The following is a 17170-nucleotide window of genomic DNA, read 5'->3' as shown; positions in this document are numbered from 1 at the left end:
AGCAGCGATGTCATCTCTTCAATCATTGGATATCAAGCGCCGCTCCGCCACCACCACCCCATCGCCCAGCGTGCGCAGCCCGCATGGCGGTGAGGTGGCCAAGCTGATCGATGTCTCCAAGTGCATCGGCTGCAAGGCCTGCCAGACCGCCTGCATGGAGTGGAACGATCTGCGTGACGATGTGGGCACGGCAGCGGCCGGGGTGTACGACAACCCGACCGACCTGACGGCCAACTCCTGGACGGTGATGCGGTTTTCCGAGTACGAAAACGAAGCCACCGGCAACCTCGAATGGCTGATCCGCAAGGACGGCTGCATGCACTGCGAAGACCCGGGCTGCCTCAAGGCCTGTCCCTCTCCCGGTGCGATCTTGCAGTACACCAACGGCATCGTGGATTTCCAGGAGGAAAACTGCGTGGGCTGCGGCTACTGCGTGACCGGCTGCCCGTTCAACATTCCGCGCATCTCCAAAAAGGACCACAAGGCCTACAAGTGCACGCTGTGTTCGGACCGCGTGGCCGTGGGCCAGGAGCCCGCCTGCGTCAAGACCTGCCCGACCGGCGCGATCATGTTTGGCACCAAGACCGCCATGCAAGAGCGTGCCGAGGAGCGCATTGTCGACCTGAAGGAGCGCGGCTTTGACAAGGCTGGCCTCTACGATCCGCAAGGCGTGGGCGGCACCCACGTGATGTATGTGCTGCACCATGGCGACAAGCCCTCGCTCTACCACGGCCTGCCCGATGATCCATCGATCAGCCCCATGGTGAGCCTGTGGAAGGGTGTGGCCAAGCCGCTGGCGCTGGCAGCGCTGGGCGTGGCCGCTGTCGGCAGCTTCTTCCACTACATCACCAAGGGCCCGATCGAAGTGCCCGAGGAGCTGGAAGAGGAAGAGGCCGCCAAGGCGCGCGCGGACAAGGGCGCCGACCACCACGAGGAGTCTGGACGATGAAAAGCAAGACCCGTGATCTCCAACGCTACACCGCTGGCGAACGCGTCAACCACTGGGTGGTCGCGATCAGCTTTGTGCTGCTGGCCTTGTCGGGCCTAGCGTTCTTCCACCCCTCGTTCTTCTTCATGACGAACCTGTTCGGTGGCGGCCCCTGGACCCGCATTCTGCATCCCTACATCGGTCTGGTGATGACCGTCGGCTTCGTGCTGATGTTCTTCCGCTTCTGGCAGCTCAACATCATCCGCAAGAACGATGTCGAGTGGCTCAGGAATGTGCCCGCGCTGGTCAACGGCGAGCACGAGAAGATGCCACCGGTGGACAAGTACAACGGCGGCCAGAAAGTGCTGTTCTGGATGCTGGTGGTGTGCATGGCGGGCCTGTTGGTGACCGGCGTGCTGATGTGGCGCGCCTGGTGGAACCTGCCGGTGAACGTGGTGCGCGCTGCGGCGCTGCTGCATGCGCTGTCGGCCTTCGGCCTGATCGGTCTGATCATCGCCCACATCTACGCGGCCATCTGGACCCAGGGCACGATCCGCGCGATGACGCGCGGCACGGTGACCCGCGCCTGGGCGCGCTTTCACCACCCGCTGTGGTACCGCCGCATGACGGGTGACACGGCGGACCTGGACAAGCCCGCCAGCCACAAGCACGGCGCCTGATGCGCCCCCTGGGCATGCCCCGGCGAGCAGCCCAGCGCTGCGCCGGGCCAGGCCCTCCCTGCTCCCCAACGCCGATAGCCCCGCCAGGTCTATCGGCGTTGATTTTTGAGAAAATCCCCGTATGCAACGCATTCTTCAACCCGGTGAGATCGAGTCGCTCGACCACACCAGTTTTCCACGCGTGCTGCTGCCCAATACCAGCAGTCTTTTCCTCGACCGTGCGCAGCGTATTCGCCAACTGGCCGACGGCAACCCGATTGCAGACTACCTGCTGTTCATCGCCAAGCTGGTGGATGCCCAGCACAAAGCAGCCCAGGGCCTGCAGGTGGCTGCCCCCGATGCAGCGGCCATCGCCCAGGCTCAGCAGTACTCGTCGCCGCTCTTGCCGGCCGCTGACCACCTGGACCCCATCTGGCACCAGGTGCTGGACGGCATGCTCGCCCAGTTGGCCAGTGCCGATGGCCTGCCCGAGGCCTTGCAGCCGCTGATTGGCGAGCTGCAGCGCTGCAACACCGACGACCGCAATGCGCTGGCCAAGCGCCTGCTGACCAAGGAGCTGGCCGCGCGCGATGTGGGCCTGGCACCTTTTGTCATGGCGGCCTTGCAAGTGGTGTTTGCCACCCGCGCCAGCCAGCTGCGCCTGGCCGACATCCCCTTCACCGACCCGGCCACCATCTGCCCGGTCTGCGCCAGCGAGCCGGTCGCCGGCGTGGTACGCATTGGCGGCAAGATGGCCGGCCACCGCTACCTGCACTGCGGCTGCTGCGCCACCGAATGGCATATGGTGCGCGTCAAATGCAGCCACTGCGAATCGACCAAGGGCGTGCGCTACCAGGGCCTGGAAGGTGGCAAGGATGTGGTGCTGGCCGAAACCTGCACCGAATGCGGCAGCTACCGCAAGCTGGTCAACCAGGAAAAAGACCCGCTGGCCGAGCCGCTGGCCGATGACCTGGCCAGCCTGATGCTGGACCTCTTGATGAGCGAGCAGACCGCGTTCTCGCGCGCCAGCGGCAACCCGCTGCTGTTTGTCGCCGTGGCCGAGCCGCAAGCGGCCGATGCCGATGGCAGCGTGCCCGATCTGCACTGAGCGCGTGCCGAGCACCTGAACGTTTTGGCACCATGCCATACTGGACGATGGCGCTGCCCGCTGCAGCCCATCGTTTTTTTGTTTCAGCCCTTGTTTGAGCTTGTTTGCCCATGAACGCACCGTCCCACCTGCCCTCTGTTGACAAGCTGCTGCAGCACCCGCGCACCGCTGCGCTGGTGGACAGCTATGGCAAGACCCAGTGCACGCAGGCCATCCGCGCAGCGCTGGGCGAGGCGCGCAGCCGCTGGCTGGCAGAGGCGGGCAGCAACGCAGAGGGTGCCGATGCCTTGCTGGACGCTGCCGAGCAAAAGCTCCAGCAGCTGTTTGCGCCGCGCCTCAAGGCGGTCTACAACCTGACCGGCACGGTGCTGCACACCAACCTGGGCCGCGCGCTGCTGCCGCAAGAGGCTATTGACGCGGTGGTGCAGGCGCTGGCGACCCCCAGCAATCTCGAATACGACCTGGCCGACGGCGGCCGGGGCGACCGCGATGACCTGGTCGAAGACCTGGTCTGCCGCCTCACTGGCGCCGAAGCCGCCACCATCGTCAACAACAATGCGGCAGCCGTGCTGCTGGTGCTGTCCACCTTGGCACGCGACAAGGAAGTGGTGGTCTCCCGCGGCGAGCTGGTCGAGATTGGCGGCGCCTTCCGCATCCCCGATGTGATGACGCGCGCCGGCGCCCGCCTGGTGGAGGTAGGCACCACCAACCGCACCCATGAGAGAGACTACGAGGCCGCGCTGGGCGAGCACAGCGCTGCGCTGATGAAGGTGCACTGCAGCAACTACGCGATCAGCGGCTTTACCAAGTCGGTGGCCGAAGCCGATGTGGCGCGCATCGCCCATGCGCGCCAGCTGCCGCTGATCGTGGACCTGGGCAGCGGCACCTTGGTCGACATGCGCGACTGGGGCCTGCCCTATGAGGTGACGGTGCGCGAGACCATCGAGGCTGGCGCCGATGTCGTGACCTTCAGCGGCGACAAGCTGCTGGGCGGCCCGCAGGCGGGCATCATCGTCGGTAGCAAGGCCTTGATCGCCCAGATCAAGAAGAACCCGCTCAAGCGCGCACTGCGCGTGGGCAAGCTCACCCTGGCTGCGCTCGAGCCGACCTTGCGCCTCTATCTGCACCCGGAAAAACTGGCCGAGCGCCTGACCACCTTGCGCCTGTTCACCCGCCCGGCCGCTGCCATGGAGCAGCAAGCGATCGCGCTGCAGGCGCCACTGCAAAGCTTGCTGGGGCCGGACTATCGGGTGGAGCACGCCGCGATGACCAGCCAGATCGGCAGCGGCGCATTGCCCGTCGAGAGCCTGCCCAGCCACGGCCTGGTCGTGCGCCCCCAAGAGCGCAAACGCGCCGGGCGCCTGCTGCAGCAGCTCGAAGCCGCGCTGCGCCAGCTGCCGCGCCCGGTGATCGGCCGGCTGCGCGACGATGCGCTCTGGCTGGATCTGCGCTGCCTCGAAGCCGCTGACCAGGCCGACTTTGCCGCCAATCTGCAGCAGCTGGCCCTGGGCAGCACCCCAGCGGACGGTCAGGCATGATCATCGGCACCGCAGGCCATATCGACCATGGCAAGACCACCCTGGTGCGCGCGCTCACCGGCGTGGAGACCGACCGCCTGAAGGAAGAAAAGGCGCGCGGCATCTCGATCGAGCTGGGCTACGCCTACACCCCGCTGGCCAATGGCGATGTGCTGGGCATCATCGATGTGCCCGGCCATGAGAAATTTGTGCACACGATGGCCGCCGGCGCCGTCGGCATTGACCATGCCTTGCTGGTGGTGGCTGCCGATGACGGCGTGATGCCCCAGACCCTGGAGCATCTGGAAATTTTGCAGCTGCTGGGCATCCGCCAGGGCACGGTGGCGCTCACCAAGGTCGACCGCGTACCCCGCGACCGCATCGATGAGGTGCGGGACGAGATCACCGCCATCCTGGCCCGCAGCAATCTGGCCGATGCGCCCGTCTTTGAAACCGCAGCCGCGCTGCCCGATGACCCGGGCGTGCGGGCGCTGCGCCAGCACCTGCACCAGCAGGCCCAGGCCATGCCCCAGCGCGCCAACAGCGGGCTGTTCCGCCTGGCAGTGGACCGGGTCTTCAGCCTGCCCGGCCAGGGCACGGTGGTGACCGGCACCGTCTTCAATGGCCAGGTGGCCGTGGGCGACAGCCTCGTGCATTCGGCCAGCGGCGCGCCCGTACGCGTGCGCAGCATCCATGCGCAGAACCAGGCGAGCGAGCACGGCCTGGCCGGCCAGCGCTGCGCGCTGAACCTGGCAGGCATTGCCAAGGAGGCCATCACGCGCGGCGACTGGATCATGGACGCGCGCCTGCGCCAACCCACCCAGCGTATCGATGTGCGCCTGCATCTGCTCGCCGATGCAGCGCCGCTGGCGCAGTGGTCGGCTGTGCACCTGCACCTGGGCACCATGCGCTGCACCGGCCATATCGCCTTGCTGCAAGATGGCGACCTGGCCCCGGGCACCGAAGCGCTGGCCCAGCTGGTGCTGGATGCCCCCGCCCTGGTGCTGCCGGGTGACCGCGTCATCGTGCGCAATGCCCAGGCCAGCCGTACCATTGCCGGCGCCATGGTGCTCGATCCCTATGCGCCCGCCCGCAAGCGCCGCAGCGACAGCCGCATGGCCTACCTGGCCGCCTTGGCGCACTGGATTGATACCGCCGACACCGGTCCGCTGCTGGCCGAAGCCCCGCTGGGCCTGGCCCGCTCACTGCTGGTACGGCTGACTGGCACGGCGACACCGGTCGTGGCCGAGCACTGCACCCACCTGCCGCTGCCCGATGGCGATGCGCTGCTGGTAGACAGCCAGGCCTGGCAGACGTTGCAAGACCAGCTGCTGCAGGCGCTGCACCGCTTTCATGAAGTCGCCCCCGATGAGCACGGCATCAACGCAGCCCGGCTGCGCCGCATGGCCCTGCCCGCGCTGCAGCATGGCCCGCACGATGCGCTCTACCACGGCCTGCTCGATGCGCTGATCGCCGCCGGCCAGATCGCCAGCAGCGGCGCCTGGCTGCACCTGCCCGGCCACCAGGTGCAGCTGAGCGAGGCCGAGCAGGCCCTCGCCCAGCGCTTGATGCCAGCGATCACCGAAGGCCGCTTTGACCCGCCCTGGGTGCGCGACCTGGCCCGCGACCATGGCGCCGGGGAGGAGCTGGTGCGCCAGCTGCTCAAAAAGCTCTCGCGCCAGGGCCTCGTGTTCCAGGTGGTCAAGGACCTCTTCTATGCCGCCCCCTCCATGGATGCGCTGGCGGCACTCACCGCAGAGCTTGCCCAGCAGGCCGAGCGCGGCGAAGTGCAGGCCCATGCCTTCCGCGATGCCACGGCCCTGGGCCGCAAGCGCGCCATCCAGATCCTGGAGTTCTTCGACCGCGTGGGCTATACCCGCCGCGTGCGCGATACGCATGTGCTGCGCCCGGGTGTGCGCTGGCAGGCGGGCGCAACCTCGTAAGCCACCCAAGGGTCTGCGGCAGCGCCAGCCGCAGGCGCCACGCAGAGCCGCTACAATCGGCCATCTTGCCCAACACGCACGTGTTGCAGGGAAGGCAATCGTGCCCGGTGGCGCGGCCGGGCTTCAAACCCGGTGAGGGGTGTCAGCCACTCCTGGGTTGGTTCGACTCCAGCTGTCTTCCGCCATCTCGGTCTCCGTACAGGTGGTATGCGCTCAGTCAGGTAGCGCTCTTCTGATCCCCCGCTTATGAGCACTGCAGCGCATGGCTCCTAGTCCTGATGCTTGCGCCGGGAATTTCTCAAATCCAAGGCAAGTTTTCTGGCTTCATGCACCTTAGGGACGCATTCCTCCGCAATAGCTACCCACGGCTCCACCGTCAAAAGACGCCTTGCGTCTTATCTCCATCCGCATCCAACCCGCATGGCGAGGGCTATGCAAAGGACCCTCTGCAAATGCGTTATCGCAGCTGTTGATTTTTGTAGAGTGGTTGAAGAACAGGCTGGGCAGGGACAGTGGGGTGCAACCAGTGGTTGATTTTTTGGCGGCAAAACATGTAGACCGGCCGCTCCACCCAGTGGTAGTAAGCGGCTGACACCAGTAGCAATGCAACGAGGACACCAACGACAATCAAAAGCTGCACCTGGCTATGCCAGCTGTGCCAAGGCAATAGCGTCAACATCATGCTGAATACCAGGATATGCAGCAAATAGATGGCGTAAGAATAGTCACCAAATTTTGCCAGCGCCAGTGCGATCTGGCTGCGCGGAGAGGGCAGCTTCAACGCCATGCCTACGATCGCCATTGCTGCGCCGCCCATCAATACTGCGCGCTCAGGCCAATAGTGAAAATTGGCCAAACCATAGGGATAATCTTCAAAATGGGGCATGAAATAGACAATCAAGGCAATCCATGCTGCAGCCAGCAAGGCCCAAAACTTCCATGATGCGCGCGAAGGGCGTTGCAGGTACTGGTAGAGGAAGTAGCCCATGAAAAATTCTGCCACAAGGGGAGCCACATAAAAGAGCCGAATCCAGTTTTGCTCGATGCCTCCATCTGCGGCAGAGCGATGCGCCAACAAGTAGAGGTTGAGCACAACGAGTGCCGCAAACAGAGTTTTAATAAAGCGCTGGCGATGCCATTTCGGAAACAACAAGACCAGTGACAAGACCACGTAAAAATACAGCTCAAACATCAGTGACCAGATGGCAATACTGACAAGGCCTGCAAGATCGGAAAAGTAGAGAAAAAAAGATGCTTGCAGCTGAATGTGGGGATCGAGTTGCTGCGTTAGTTTTAAGTAAATGACATAGAGCAGCATGGCCGGCCACCAGCCTGTATAGATTCTTGAAAATCTAGCCAGCAAAAATGCAGTGGCAGTGCGTGGCCCATGGCCCATATTTTTGGTGGAATGCGCCATGATCACGCCACTGATGACGAAGAAAACATCCACCCCGGCATAGCCAAAGTTGATGACAGCAGCCACCCAAGGTGTCGCATCCGAAAAAATACCGAGTATTGCACCATGAAAAACTACTACCCAGAGGGCTGCCATCAGCCGGAGTATTTGTATCTGTTTAATCATTTCACGGTTTTACATGGGGATGTGAGGACCGACGCGTAGGCGGCACCAGAGGCCGGGACCAGGCGATGGCCGGGTGCTCGATAAAGACCCAGGAAGCCAGCGCCAGCATCAACACGATGACCAGCGCCACGACGATATATATATCGGTTTGGAAATCCCATGCCTTTGACTGATCTCGGTGATGGCCTGCTGCACCAGGAATGCATAAATGTGGATGCCGTAGGACAGATCTTGGTCCAGCCGAATGCGGGTCAAAGGCTTCCAATAGGCAAGCAGAAAAACGGCACAGGGCAAGCAAAGGAAGACACTGCCCTGAACGATCGCCAGGGTGGTGCTGGTACAAGCAATGACAAAGCCCACCAGCATTGGCGGTACCAGCCATAGCCTGCGGTCCACCGGGATGTAGTTAAAAGCGGCTCCTGCGAAGAACATCGTGGCGAATTGCCAGAAATCTCGCCAGCTGATCGCGCCCTCATCCAGCGCGGGGATTTTCACCAACAGAAAAGCAGCGGCCGACACGGCCACTACTAGCACAAGAATCCGGCGAGAGAGCCCTAGCGTCATGCCGAATAAAACCAGCAGCACATACATCAAGACCTCGTACTTGATCGTCCACAACGAGCCGTTTACCGCGTTCTGAATTGGATTGTGCGCAAACACCCCGGGGAGGTCATTGAGTGTCGCAAGGCCTGTTCCATAGTTGACAAACAGCCCCCAGGTCTGCCCCGAAGACAGAAAGCTTTTCAGGTCCAGCGTCGTCATGAGCCCACCAATGACAAACACGGATACGAAGGCTGCCGCCAGCAGCCCAGGGAAAATTCTCAGCGCCCGTTTGATGCCAAACGCAGTCCATTGCGCCGTTCGGCTCCAGCTTTGGACATTGAGATAGCCGCTGATGAAGAAAAAGACATAGACCGACAGCGAGCCCATGCTGTAGGTATTGTTGAAAAATGGGGTGATCTGCAGGTCGTAGAAGAGCGAGCCATGGGCCCAGAAAACGCCCAGGGCCGCCATCAGTCGCAGCAGGTCAAAGTTATTCTCTCGCATACCCCTGCCTCAATAGGATCCCGCAGAAAAATCCGAGAGCATACCCGATGCGACACGGGTCAGCGCTTCCCTGACGACTATCGATGCTCGGCTTTTAAGCTGTCTGGTTGCCACAGCCAAGGTGGCACTGAATTCATCGGAGCCACTTTTGGCCCCATCGGCGAGTGCTGCCGCTTTGCCCCTCACGCGCAATGCAGCATGGCGCACGCCTGCCCGCCAAATGCCGATAATGGTGGGCCGCCATGGGCGGCACCGCTTTTCTCGCCAGTCTGTTAGCCCTGAGGATGCCCGTATGAATGCCCCTACCGCCACCCTGCCCACCTCGCCACGCCTGACCTCGCTGTCGCATGGCGGCGGCTGCGGCTGCAAGATTGCCCCTGGGGTGCTGGCCGATCTGATGAGCCGCAGTGCGGTGCCCAAGCAGTTCTATGCACAGCTGCTGGTGGGCACCGAGACAGCGGATGACGCGGCGGTCTACCAGATCAATGACACGCAGGCGATTGTTGCGACCACCGATTTCTTCATGCCTATCGTCGATGATCCCTATGACTTTGGCCGCATTGCTGCGACCAATGCGCTGTCGGACATTTACGCGATGGGCGGCACGCCGCTGATGGCGCTTGCCATTGTCGGCATGCCGATCAATGTGCTGCCCCACGACGTCATTGCCAAGATTCTGGAAGGCGGCGAGGCCGTCTGCCGCGATGCCGGCATTCCGCTGGCCGGCGGCCACTCGATCGACTCGGTCGAGCCCATTTATGGCCTGGTCGGCATCGGTATCGTCAACCCAGCGCAGCTCAAGCGCAACCGCGATGCCCAGGCGGGCGATGTGCTGATCCTGGGCAAGGCCATCGGCGTGGGCATCCAGTCCGCGGCCTTGAAAAAAGGCCTGCTCAGCGACAGTGACTACGCCAGCATGGTGCGCACCACCACCCAGCTCAACCGGCCTGGCGCTGCTCTGGCGCAACTGGCCGATGTGCATGCGCTGACCGATGTCACTGGCTTTGGCCTGCTGGGCCATACCCTGGAACTGGCACGCGGCGCGCAGCTCACAGCCGTGATCGACAGCCAGGCGCTGCCGCTACTGCCTGGCGTCCTCGATCTTGCCAAGCAAGGCGTGGTGACCGGCGCATCGGGCCGCAACTGGGCGTCCTACGGCCATGATGTGGCAATGGGCGCGCAAGTGCCCGATGCGATGCGCAGCCTGCTGACCGACCCGCAGACCTCCGGCGGCCTGCTGGTCTCCTGCGCGCCGGAGGCTGCCGGTCAGGTGCTCGAACTCTTCAAAGCACAGGGCTTTGCCGATGCCTGCGTAGTCGGCCATATGCAGGCCGGCGAGGCGCAGGTCGTGGTGTCGTAACACCGCAGCGCCTGGATGCAAAAACGCCTGCTGGATGCAGGCGTTGTGGTTGGGGCCGCGATAAAGCCGGTATGGGCTTAGAACCTGTTCAATGTCTCCTCGCGCCGCGACAGTGTCTTTGCGAGATGGGATGCGAGGGGGCGCCCAGCCGCGCAATACCGCAGCAATAGCCATGCTATTGCGAGGATTTGCAACGACGCAGACCGCCCCTGCCCGGGCGGCCCTCGCCGGGCGCCCCTTCCCGGGTAGCGCAAAGCCACTGTCACTATGGGTTGGCGTGAAATCGGGCGATTTCTTCGCGCTGGCCCTTGCTTGCACCCCGGTGCAAGCTGCGCTCCACCCCTTCGAACTCATCCCGATTGCACTCCAACGCGGCTGCGTAGAGACTTTGAACAGGTTCTTAGAACGGCAGCTTGGGCATGCCGCCGCCCATCATGCCCTTCATGCCGCCCATCTTCTTCATCATCTTCATCAGGCCGCCGCCCTTCATCTTCTTCATCATCTGCTGCATCTGGCCAAACTCGTTGAGCAGGCGGTTGACCTCTTGCACCTGCACGCCAGCGCCAGCGGCAATGCGCTTCTTGCGCGTGGCCTTGATGAATTCGGGCTTGGCGCGCTCATAGGGGGTCATCGAGCAGATGATGCCTTCCTTGCGGCGCACTTCGCGCTCGGCCTTGTCCATGTCGACCTTGCCAGCCTTGCCCGCCAGCTCCGAGGGCAGTTTGTCCATCAGGGTCGACAGGCCCCCCATCTGCTTCATCTGCTGGAGCTGGCCCAGGAAGTCGTTCAGATCAAAGCCGTCGCCGGACTTGATCTTCTCGGCCATCTTCTGGGCCGCCTCCATGTCCACGCCCTTGGAGACCTGCTCGACCAGGGCCACGATATCGCCCATGCCCAGCACGCGCTGCGCATGGCGCTCGGCGTCGAACACTTCCAGGCCGTCGAGTTTTTCGGACACACCGGCAAACTTGATGGGCGCGCCGGTGATCTGGCGCACCGACAGCGCCGCACCGCCGCGCGAGTCGCCGTCTAGCTTGGTCAGCACGATACCGGTGAGCGGCAGTGCCTCCTTGAAGGCCTTGGCAGTGTTGATCGCGTCTTGGCCCTGCATCGCATCGACGACAAACAAGGTCTCGACCGGTTTCAAGGCCGCATGCAATTGCTGGATTTCGGTCATCAGCACTTCGTCGATGGCCAGGCGCCCGGCGGTATCGACCAGGAGCACATCAAAGTAGTGCTTCTTGGCGTAATCGAGCGCCGCGTTGGCAATATCCAACGGCTTTTGGTCGGGTGTGCTGGGGAACCATTCCGCGCCCGCCTGCTGGGTCACAGTCTTGAGCTGCTCGATAGCGGCGGGGCGGTAGACGTCACCCGAGACGGTCAGCACCTTTTTCTTGCGCCGCTCGATCAGGTGCTTGGCCAGCTTGGCCGTGGTGGTCGTCTTACCGGCACCTTGCAGGCCGGCCATCAGGATCACCGCAGGCGGCTGGGCCTGCAAGTTGATGTCGGCCACGCCCTCGCCCATCGTGGCGGCCAGCTCCTTGTTGACGATCGACACCAGGGTCTGGCCCGGCTTGAGGCTGCCCAGAACCTCCTGGCCCAGCGCTTTTTCCTTGACGCGGGCAATGAAGTCACGCACCACGGGCAAGGCCACATCCGCCTCCAAGAGGGCCATGCGCACTTCACGCAGCATGTCCTGGACGTTGGATTCGGTGATACGGGCCTGGCCACGCATTTCCTTGACGAGGCGCGAGAGTTTATCGGTCAGTGCGGAAGCCATAGGGTGGAGTCTTGAGTAATCGTGGCAAAGGAGGCGCCCAGGTGTAGCCGCTAGCCGGAGCCCGGGCTAAAAACGGCTGGCGCCAGGGGCTGTAAGCCACAGCCCTGCAAACCTTTGATTCTACCCGCTCGCCCCAAAACTGACGCGGGACCAGGGCTGGCAGCTCTCCCGCCAGCGCAAGAAACTATGGCCCGCTTCCTACAATAGGTAAATGTTTGCCCGTAAAGCGCCAAACGAATTTAGCCTTTGAGGCTGCGCAAATGCCTGCCCGAAGCCGCGACAATGCACCCGCGGCCTGGGCGTGCCCGCGCTTGCATGGCCTCCCGCAATGCCAAAGCCCTGCCCGCCACCCTGAGGTGGCGCTTTCTTTGACCAGGATCACCGATGCCAGATACGCCGTATCGCCACTTGCTAGACCATTTCTCGGACGCCTTCTTTGTGACCGATACGCAAGGCCGGATCCTGGATGTCAATAGCCAGGCCTACCGGGAGATGGGCTACAGCCTGGCAGAGCTGATGGCCCTGAACGTGGCCGATTTTGCGCTGGACTACACCCGCGATGAATTGCTGGCCCTGTGGCAGAAAATGGAGCCCGGTGAACACACCGTGGCCACCAATACGCACCAGCGCAAGGATGGCTCCTGCTTCCCCGTGGAGGTGCACATCACCTGCCAGCTGGTCGAGGGCGAGAAGCGCTTTTTCACCATCTCCCACGACATCACCGAGCGCGTGCGCCGCGACCAGGAAATTCAGCTGCTCAACGCCGCGCTCGAGCAGCAGGTCGAGAAAAGCACCCAGCAGTGGCGCCATTCCACCCATCTGCTCGATGCAGTGATGCGCGGCACCTCGGACATCGTCTTTGTCAAGGACAGGCAGGGCCGCTATGTGTTTGCCAACCCTGCGGCCGAGGCCATCACAAAGATGCCGCCCGGGGGGCTGATTGGCAAGACCGACGCCGAAATCCTTGGCGGACACAACAATTTTGCCGAGGACGATGCCGCCGTTTATCGGAGCAGCACGCCCGTGGTGTCGGAGTCGCACGCACTGATCGATGGGCGCCGGCTCAGCTTCCAGTCCATCAAGAGCCAGTACCGCAACGAGAACGGTGAGGTCATCGGCCTTCTGGGTATTTCGCGTGACATGACGCAGATGCGCGAGTCGGAAAACCAGCTGCGCCAAAGTTATGACTCGCTGCGCCGCGCCGAGCGGCTCTCGCGCATCGGCAGCTGGACGCTGGACCTGGCCAGCGGTGAGATCGAGGCCTCGGAGATGATGTACGAGATGAATGGCCTGGACCCGCAGGGGCCGAAGCTGACCCAGGACAACATAGCCCACATGATGCCGCCGCAGGACTATGCCAAGGTGACTGCGGCCATTGCGCAATGCGCCCAGACCGGCCAGCCCTACCGGCTTGATGTGACCCACTACACGCCCGATGGCGGCCAGTTCCCGGCCAGCATCCTGGGCCAGGCGGACTATGACAGCAGTGGCCGCATCGTCAGCCTCAGCGGCACGCTGCAGGATCTGTCCGAGCGTGAACAGGCGCGCCAGCGGCTGGAAGCTCTGGCCGACAACCTCCCCAGTGGCGCGATCTACCGCGTTGAAGGCTCAGCCACGACCTTGCGCATGAGTTACATCAGCGCCGGTATTGAAAAGCTCATCGGTGTGAGCGCGCAGGCCATCATGGCCAACAACGATGCCTATATCAAAACCATCCACCCGGCAGATCTGGCGATGTACCGGCAGCACCAGCGCGAAGCGCTGGAGCGCCTGAGCCTGTTTGACTGCAGCTTCCGCATCATCCGCCCTGATGGCGGACTGCGCTGGCTGCGCTGTCGCTCGGCACCCAGCCGCCAGGAAGCGGGCACGATCTGGGACGGCATCATGCTTGACATCACCCGCGAGCGCGAGGCAGAGCTGGCGCTGCAAAAAGCCAAGGAGATGGCCGAAGCGGCCGAGCGCGCCAAGTCCGAGTTCCTGGCCACGATGAGCCACGAGATCCGCACGCCGATGAACACCGTCATCGGCATGACGCGCCTGATCCAGCAGACCCCGCTGCTGCCCAAGCAGCGCAACTACTTAGAGAAGGTGGAGCTGTCGGCCAACGCACTGCTGTCGGTGATCAATGACATCCTGGATTTCTCCAAGATCGAGGCGGGCATGCTGACCCTGGAGAACGTGGAGTTCGCGCTGGACGATGTGCTCGAGACCGTCTCGGCCGTCACCACCTTGCGCGCCGAGGAAAAGGGCATCGAGGTGGTCTACTCGGTCGCGCCCGATGTGCCCCGGCAGCTGAGCGGCGACCCGCTGCGCCTGAGCCAGGTGCTCAACAACCTGGTGAGCAATGCCATCAAGTTCACCCACCTGGGCGAGGTGGTCATCAGCATCCAGACCACCGAGACCGCCGGCAACCGCCCCGTGGCCCCTGGCAAGATCGGGCTGGAGGTCACCGTCAAGGACACGGGCATCGGCATGAGCCCGGCGCAGATGAGCCAGCTGTTTCGCCCCTTCTCGCAGGCCGACAGCCAGACCACGCGGCGCTATGGCGGCTCGGGTCTGGGCCTGGCCATCTGCCAGCGCCTGGTGGGCCAGATGGGCGGTGAGCTCAAGGTCGAGAGCAACCCGGGACTGGGCAGCACCTTCTACTTCTCGGTGCAGTTGCACCCCGCGCAACTCAAGCAGGCGCCCAAGCCGGCCCGCTACCACGGCACGCCGGTCGACCGCGTGCTGATCGTCGACGACAACGCCAGCGCACGCGACATCCTCGCCGAGATGGTGCGCGGCTTTGGCATGCGCGCCGACACGGTGGATTCCGGCGAGCAAGCCCTCTTCGATCTGCAGCTCGCCTCGCGCGTAGGCACGCCCTATGGCCTGGTGCTGATGGACTGGCGCATGCCCGGCATGGACGGGCTGGAGGTGGCGCGCCGCATCCGCGAGGAAGAGCATCTCTCGGCCACCCCGGCAGTGCTGATGGTGACTGCCTACGGCCGTGACGAGGTCATGCGCAGGTCCGAGGAGCTGCGTCTGCAAGGCCTGCTGATCAAGCCGGTGACACAGTCCGTGCTGTTCAATGCCATTTTGGAAGCGCTGCAGTCGCAAGGCAGCAGCATCTCGCGGCGCGCACTGCCCGGTGCCTCGGGCCCACCGCAGGTGGTTCACAGCAACCCGATCCAGCTCTATCCCCAGCTGCATGGCAAAAATGTGCTCGTCGTCGATGACAATGCCCTCAACCGCGAGGTGGCCGCCGACTTCCTCAGCCTCGTGGGCGTGCAGGTGAGCCTGGCCACCAATGGCGCCGAAGCGCTCAGCATGCTCGAGCACCACCATTTCGACGCCGTGCTGATGGACGTGCACATGCCGCAGATGGATGGGTTGGACGCCACCCGCGCGCTGCGCCAGCTGCCCCATCTGCAGCAACTGCCGGTGATTGCGCTGACCGCACAGGCCCGCGTCGAAGACCGCAGCGCCATTGAAGAGGCGGGCATGAATGCCCACCTGACCAAGCCCATTGATGAGCGCAAGCTGTACGAAACGCTGAGCGAATGGATCGCAGGCCCTGGCAACAGTGCCGAAGCACTGGATGCACCCGAGTCCGAATTTTTGCGCGACGAGGCCCGCGTGGCAGCCACGCCCGGCATCAACCACGCCAAGATGCTGCAGCGCTTCCACGGCAATGCCGAGCGGGTCGACCGGGTGCTGGCCGGCTTTTACCGCGACTTTGCCGATGCCCCCCAGACCCTGGTGCTGCATGTGCAGCAGTCGGCCTGGGAGCCGCTGTCCATGCTCGCCCATTCGCTCAAGGGGGCACTGGGCTACCTCGATGCCACCTCCCTGGTACAGGCGGCCGAAACCATCGAGAACCAGGCCCGGGAGTGGATGCAGGCCCCACCGCCCGCCCCCCAGCCCCAGCGCCTGCTGCATACCGAGACGGCCGAGTTTGCCGCCCAGTTGCAGACGCTGCTGCAAGGCCTGGCCACGCGCCAGCCTGCACCGGCCCCGCCGAGCGCAGCGCTGGACGCGCCGCCTGCGGCCAACCCGCCTGCCGCTGCCAGCCTGCGCCAGGACCTCAAGCACCTCAAGCGCCTGGTGGCTGACGGCGACTATGCGGCTGTCAGCGAGCTCGAGCGGATGCTCTTGGCCAGCCCGGCGGCGCGCTGGACGCCGCTGCTCCAGCAGATCCTGCAGCATGTGGAAGACCTGGACGGCGACGCCGCGCTGGCGGCGATCGAGCGGCTCGAACACATACTGCCCTGACCATCTGGCTGCCAGCCCCCTTGAGACCCCTTACCATCGCACCATGCAAGCTGAGCCCGATAACGACCAACCCACCATCCTGATTGTGGATGACGAGCGCGTCAACCGCTCCATGCTCGCCGAGTTGCTCGGCCAGCAGTACCGCGTGCTGCTGGCCAAGGACGGCCCCAGTGCGCTCACGATCGCCGCGCGCGAATCGCACCGCCTGCTGCTGGTGCTGCTCGATGTCAGCATGCCCGGCATGAATGGCTACGAGGTGCTGACCCAGCTGAGAAAACAGGAGGCGACGGCCGGCATTGCGATCATCTTCATCACCGGCCAGAGCGATGCCGCGGCCGAAGAGTATGGCCTGCGCCTGGGCGCGGCCGACTATGTCTCCAAGCCCATCCGCCCGGCAGTGGTGAGTGTGCGGGTACGCAACCAGATCGACCTGGCGCTGCAGCGCCAAGCCTTGCAGCGCCTCGCGCAGGTCGACGGCCTGACCAACCTGGCCAACCGCCGGCATTTTGATGACATGCTGCAGCGCAGCCAGCGCCTGTGCCTGCGCAGGCACGACCCGCTGGGCCTGGCGCTGATCGATATCGACCACTTCAAGCTGTACAACGACCACTACGGCCATGTGCAAGGTGATGAGGCGCTCAAGCAAGTAGCAGGTACGCTGGCGCGCCATGCCCGCCGCCCTTATGACCTGGCCGCCCGCTTTGGCGGTGAGGAGTTTGCACTGATCCTGCCCGGCCACGCCGATGCCGTGGCCGTGGTGGAGCGCTTTCGCCAGGAAGTGCAGAAGATGGCGATTGCCCATGCGGCCTCCACCACGGCGCCTGAGCTGACGGTGAGCTGCGGGGTGCTGACCATCCACTGCGGCCAGACCGACGGCCTGGAGGACTGCCTGCGCCGGGCCGATGAACTGCTGTACGAGGCCAAGACCAGCGGCCGCAACCGGGTCTGCGCGACCAGCATCGGCCTGTAGCGCACCCCAGGAAGCCTCTGCG

11 protein-coding genes and 1 tRNA gene are annotated in these 17170 nt (G+C 63.8%); 9 read left to right on the top strand and 3 right to left on the bottom strand.

The genetic code is table 11. The annotated features are described in order from the left end of the window. Nucleotides 1-7 precede the first annotated feature (7 nt). The 6 genes from fdxH to F0Q04_RS07115 all read left to right on the top strand — a co-directional run bounded on the left by fdxH (nucleotide 8) and on the right by F0Q04_RS07115 (nucleotide 6340). Entirely contained in the window at nucleotides 8-949 is a 942-nt protein-coding gene (fdxH, locus tag F0Q04_RS07140) for a formate dehydrogenase subunit beta (RefSeq protein WP_116924605.1), read from the top strand. Then, a complete protein-coding gene (locus F0Q04_RS07135; protein WP_116924604.1) occupies nucleotides 946-1608 on the top strand; it encodes a formate dehydrogenase subunit gamma in 663 nt (220 codons plus the stop codon). The genes fdxH and F0Q04_RS07135 overlap by 4 nt, the downstream gene beginning before the upstream one ends. Before the next feature lie 121 nt (nucleotides 1609-1729). Further along, nucleotides 1730-2695, top strand: a complete 966-nt coding sequence (fdhE, locus tag F0Q04_RS07130) for a formate dehydrogenase accessory protein FdhE (protein WP_182345049.1) — start codon at nucleotides 1730-1732, stop codon at nucleotides 2693-2695. Nucleotides 2696-2805: 110 nt separating this feature from the next. Beyond that, nucleotides 2806-4233, top strand: coding sequence for an L-seryl-tRNA(Sec) selenium transferase (gene selA, locus F0Q04_RS07125; RefSeq protein WP_182345048.1), 1428 nt, complete (start codon nucleotides 2806-2808; stop codon nucleotides 4231-4233). Further along, nucleotides 4230-6155 (top strand): selenocysteine-specific translation elongation factor, encoded by a 1926-nt coding sequence (gene selB, locus F0Q04_RS07120; protein WP_182345047.1) that lies wholly within the window; start codon nucleotides 4230-4232, stop codon nucleotides 6153-6155. The genes selA and selB overlap by 4 nt, the downstream gene beginning before the upstream one ends. Nucleotides 6156-6244: 89 nt before the next feature. Next, nucleotides 6245-6340 (top strand) — tRNA-Sec (locus tag F0Q04_RS07115). Nucleotides 6341-6612: 272 nt separating this feature from the next. Here the strand turns inward: F0Q04_RS07115 and F0Q04_RS07110 are convergent. Both F0Q04_RS07110 and F0Q04_RS07105 read right to left on the bottom strand, forming a co-directional pair. Beyond that, nucleotides 6613-7737, bottom strand: coding sequence for an acyltransferase family protein (locus F0Q04_RS07110; protein WP_116924600.1), 1125 nt, complete (start codon nucleotides 7735-7737; stop codon nucleotides 6613-6615). Between the two features lie 108 nt (nucleotides 7738-7845). Continuing rightward, a complete protein-coding gene (locus F0Q04_RS07105; protein ID WP_116924599.1) occupies nucleotides 7846-8784 on the bottom strand; it encodes an acyltransferase family protein in 939 nt (312 codons plus the stop codon). A 292-nt stretch (nucleotides 8785-9076) separates the two neighbouring features. Between F0Q04_RS07105 and selD the strand changes: the two genes are divergently transcribed. Continuing rightward, nucleotides 9077-10144, top strand: coding sequence for a selenide, water dikinase SelD (gene selD, locus F0Q04_RS07100; RefSeq protein WP_116924598.1), 1068 nt, complete (start codon nucleotides 9077-9079; stop codon nucleotides 10142-10144). A 400-nt stretch (nucleotides 10145-10544) separates the two neighbouring features. Here selD and ffh read toward each other — a convergent pair whose 3' ends face one another. Beyond that, entirely contained in the window at nucleotides 10545-11924 is a 1380-nt protein-coding gene (gene ffh, locus F0Q04_RS07095; RefSeq protein ID WP_021026457.1) for a signal recognition particle protein, read from the bottom strand. 384 nt (nucleotides 11925-12308) lie between these two features. Between ffh and F0Q04_RS07090 the strand changes: the two genes are divergently transcribed. Together F0Q04_RS07090 and F0Q04_RS07085 are read left to right on the top strand one after the other, a co-directional pair. Beyond that, the gene (locus tag F0Q04_RS07090; RefSeq protein WP_116924597.1) at nucleotides 12309-16178 is read left to right on the top strand and encodes a response regulator; all 3870 of its coding nucleotides are present in this window, start codon (nucleotides 12309-12311) and stop codon (nucleotides 16176-16178) included. A 43-nt stretch (nucleotides 16179-16221) separates the two neighbouring features. Next, nucleotides 16222-17148 (top strand): diguanylate cyclase, encoded by a 927-nt coding sequence (locus F0Q04_RS07085; RefSeq protein WP_116924596.1) that lies wholly within the window; start codon nucleotides 16222-16224, stop codon nucleotides 17146-17148. Nucleotides 17149-17170: the final 22 nt, after the last annotated feature.

Origin of the sequence: Comamonas koreensis, from assembly GCF_014076495.1 — a bacterium.
GTDB lineage: Bacteria > Pseudomonadota > Gammaproteobacteria > Burkholderiales > Burkholderiaceae_C > Comamonas > Comamonas squillarum.
The sequence above is the reverse complement of the archived record's forward strand: the minus strand, read 5'-3'. Positions and strand labels throughout refer to the sequence as shown.

Excerpts from the sequence above, each read along its gene's own strand:
- fdxH (WP_116924605.1), top strand. The coding sequence starts at position 8 with ATGTCATCTCTTCAATCATTGGATATCAAGCGCCGCTCCGCCACCACC.
- F0Q04_RS07135 (WP_116924604.1), top strand. The coding sequence starts at position 946 with ATGAAAAGCAAGACCCGTGATCTCCAACGCTACACCGCTGGCGAACGC.
- fdhE (WP_182345049.1), top strand. The coding sequence starts at position 1,730 with ATGCAACGCATTCTTCAACCCGGTGAGATCGAGTCGCTCGACCACACC.
- selA (WP_182345048.1), top strand. The coding sequence starts at position 2,806 with ATGAACGCACCGTCCCACCTGCCCTCTGTTGACAAGCTGCTGCAGCAC.
- selB (WP_182345047.1), top strand. The coding sequence starts at position 4,230 with ATGATCATCGGCACCGCAGGCCATATCGACCATGGCAAGACCACCCTG.
- F0Q04_RS07110 (WP_116924600.1), bottom strand. The coding sequence starts at position 7,737 with ATGATTAAACAGATACAAATACTCCGGCTGATGGCAGCCCTCTGGGTA.
- F0Q04_RS07105 (WP_116924599.1), bottom strand. The coding sequence starts at position 8,784 with ATGCGAGAGAATAACTTTGACCTGCTGCGACTGATGGCGGCCCTGGGC.
- selD (WP_116924598.1), top strand. The coding sequence starts at position 9,077 with ATGAATGCCCCTACCGCCACCCTGCCCACCTCGCCACGCCTGACCTCG.
- ffh (WP_021026457.1), bottom strand. The coding sequence starts at position 11,924 with ATGGCTTCCGCACTGACCGATAAACTCTCGCGCCTCGTCAAGGAAATG.
- F0Q04_RS07090 (WP_116924597.1), top strand. The coding sequence starts at position 12,309 with ATGCCAGATACGCCGTATCGCCACTTGCTAGACCATTTCTCGGACGCC.
- F0Q04_RS07085 (WP_116924596.1), top strand. The coding sequence starts at position 16,222 with ATGCAAGCTGAGCCCGATAACGACCAACCCACCATCCTGATTGTGGAT.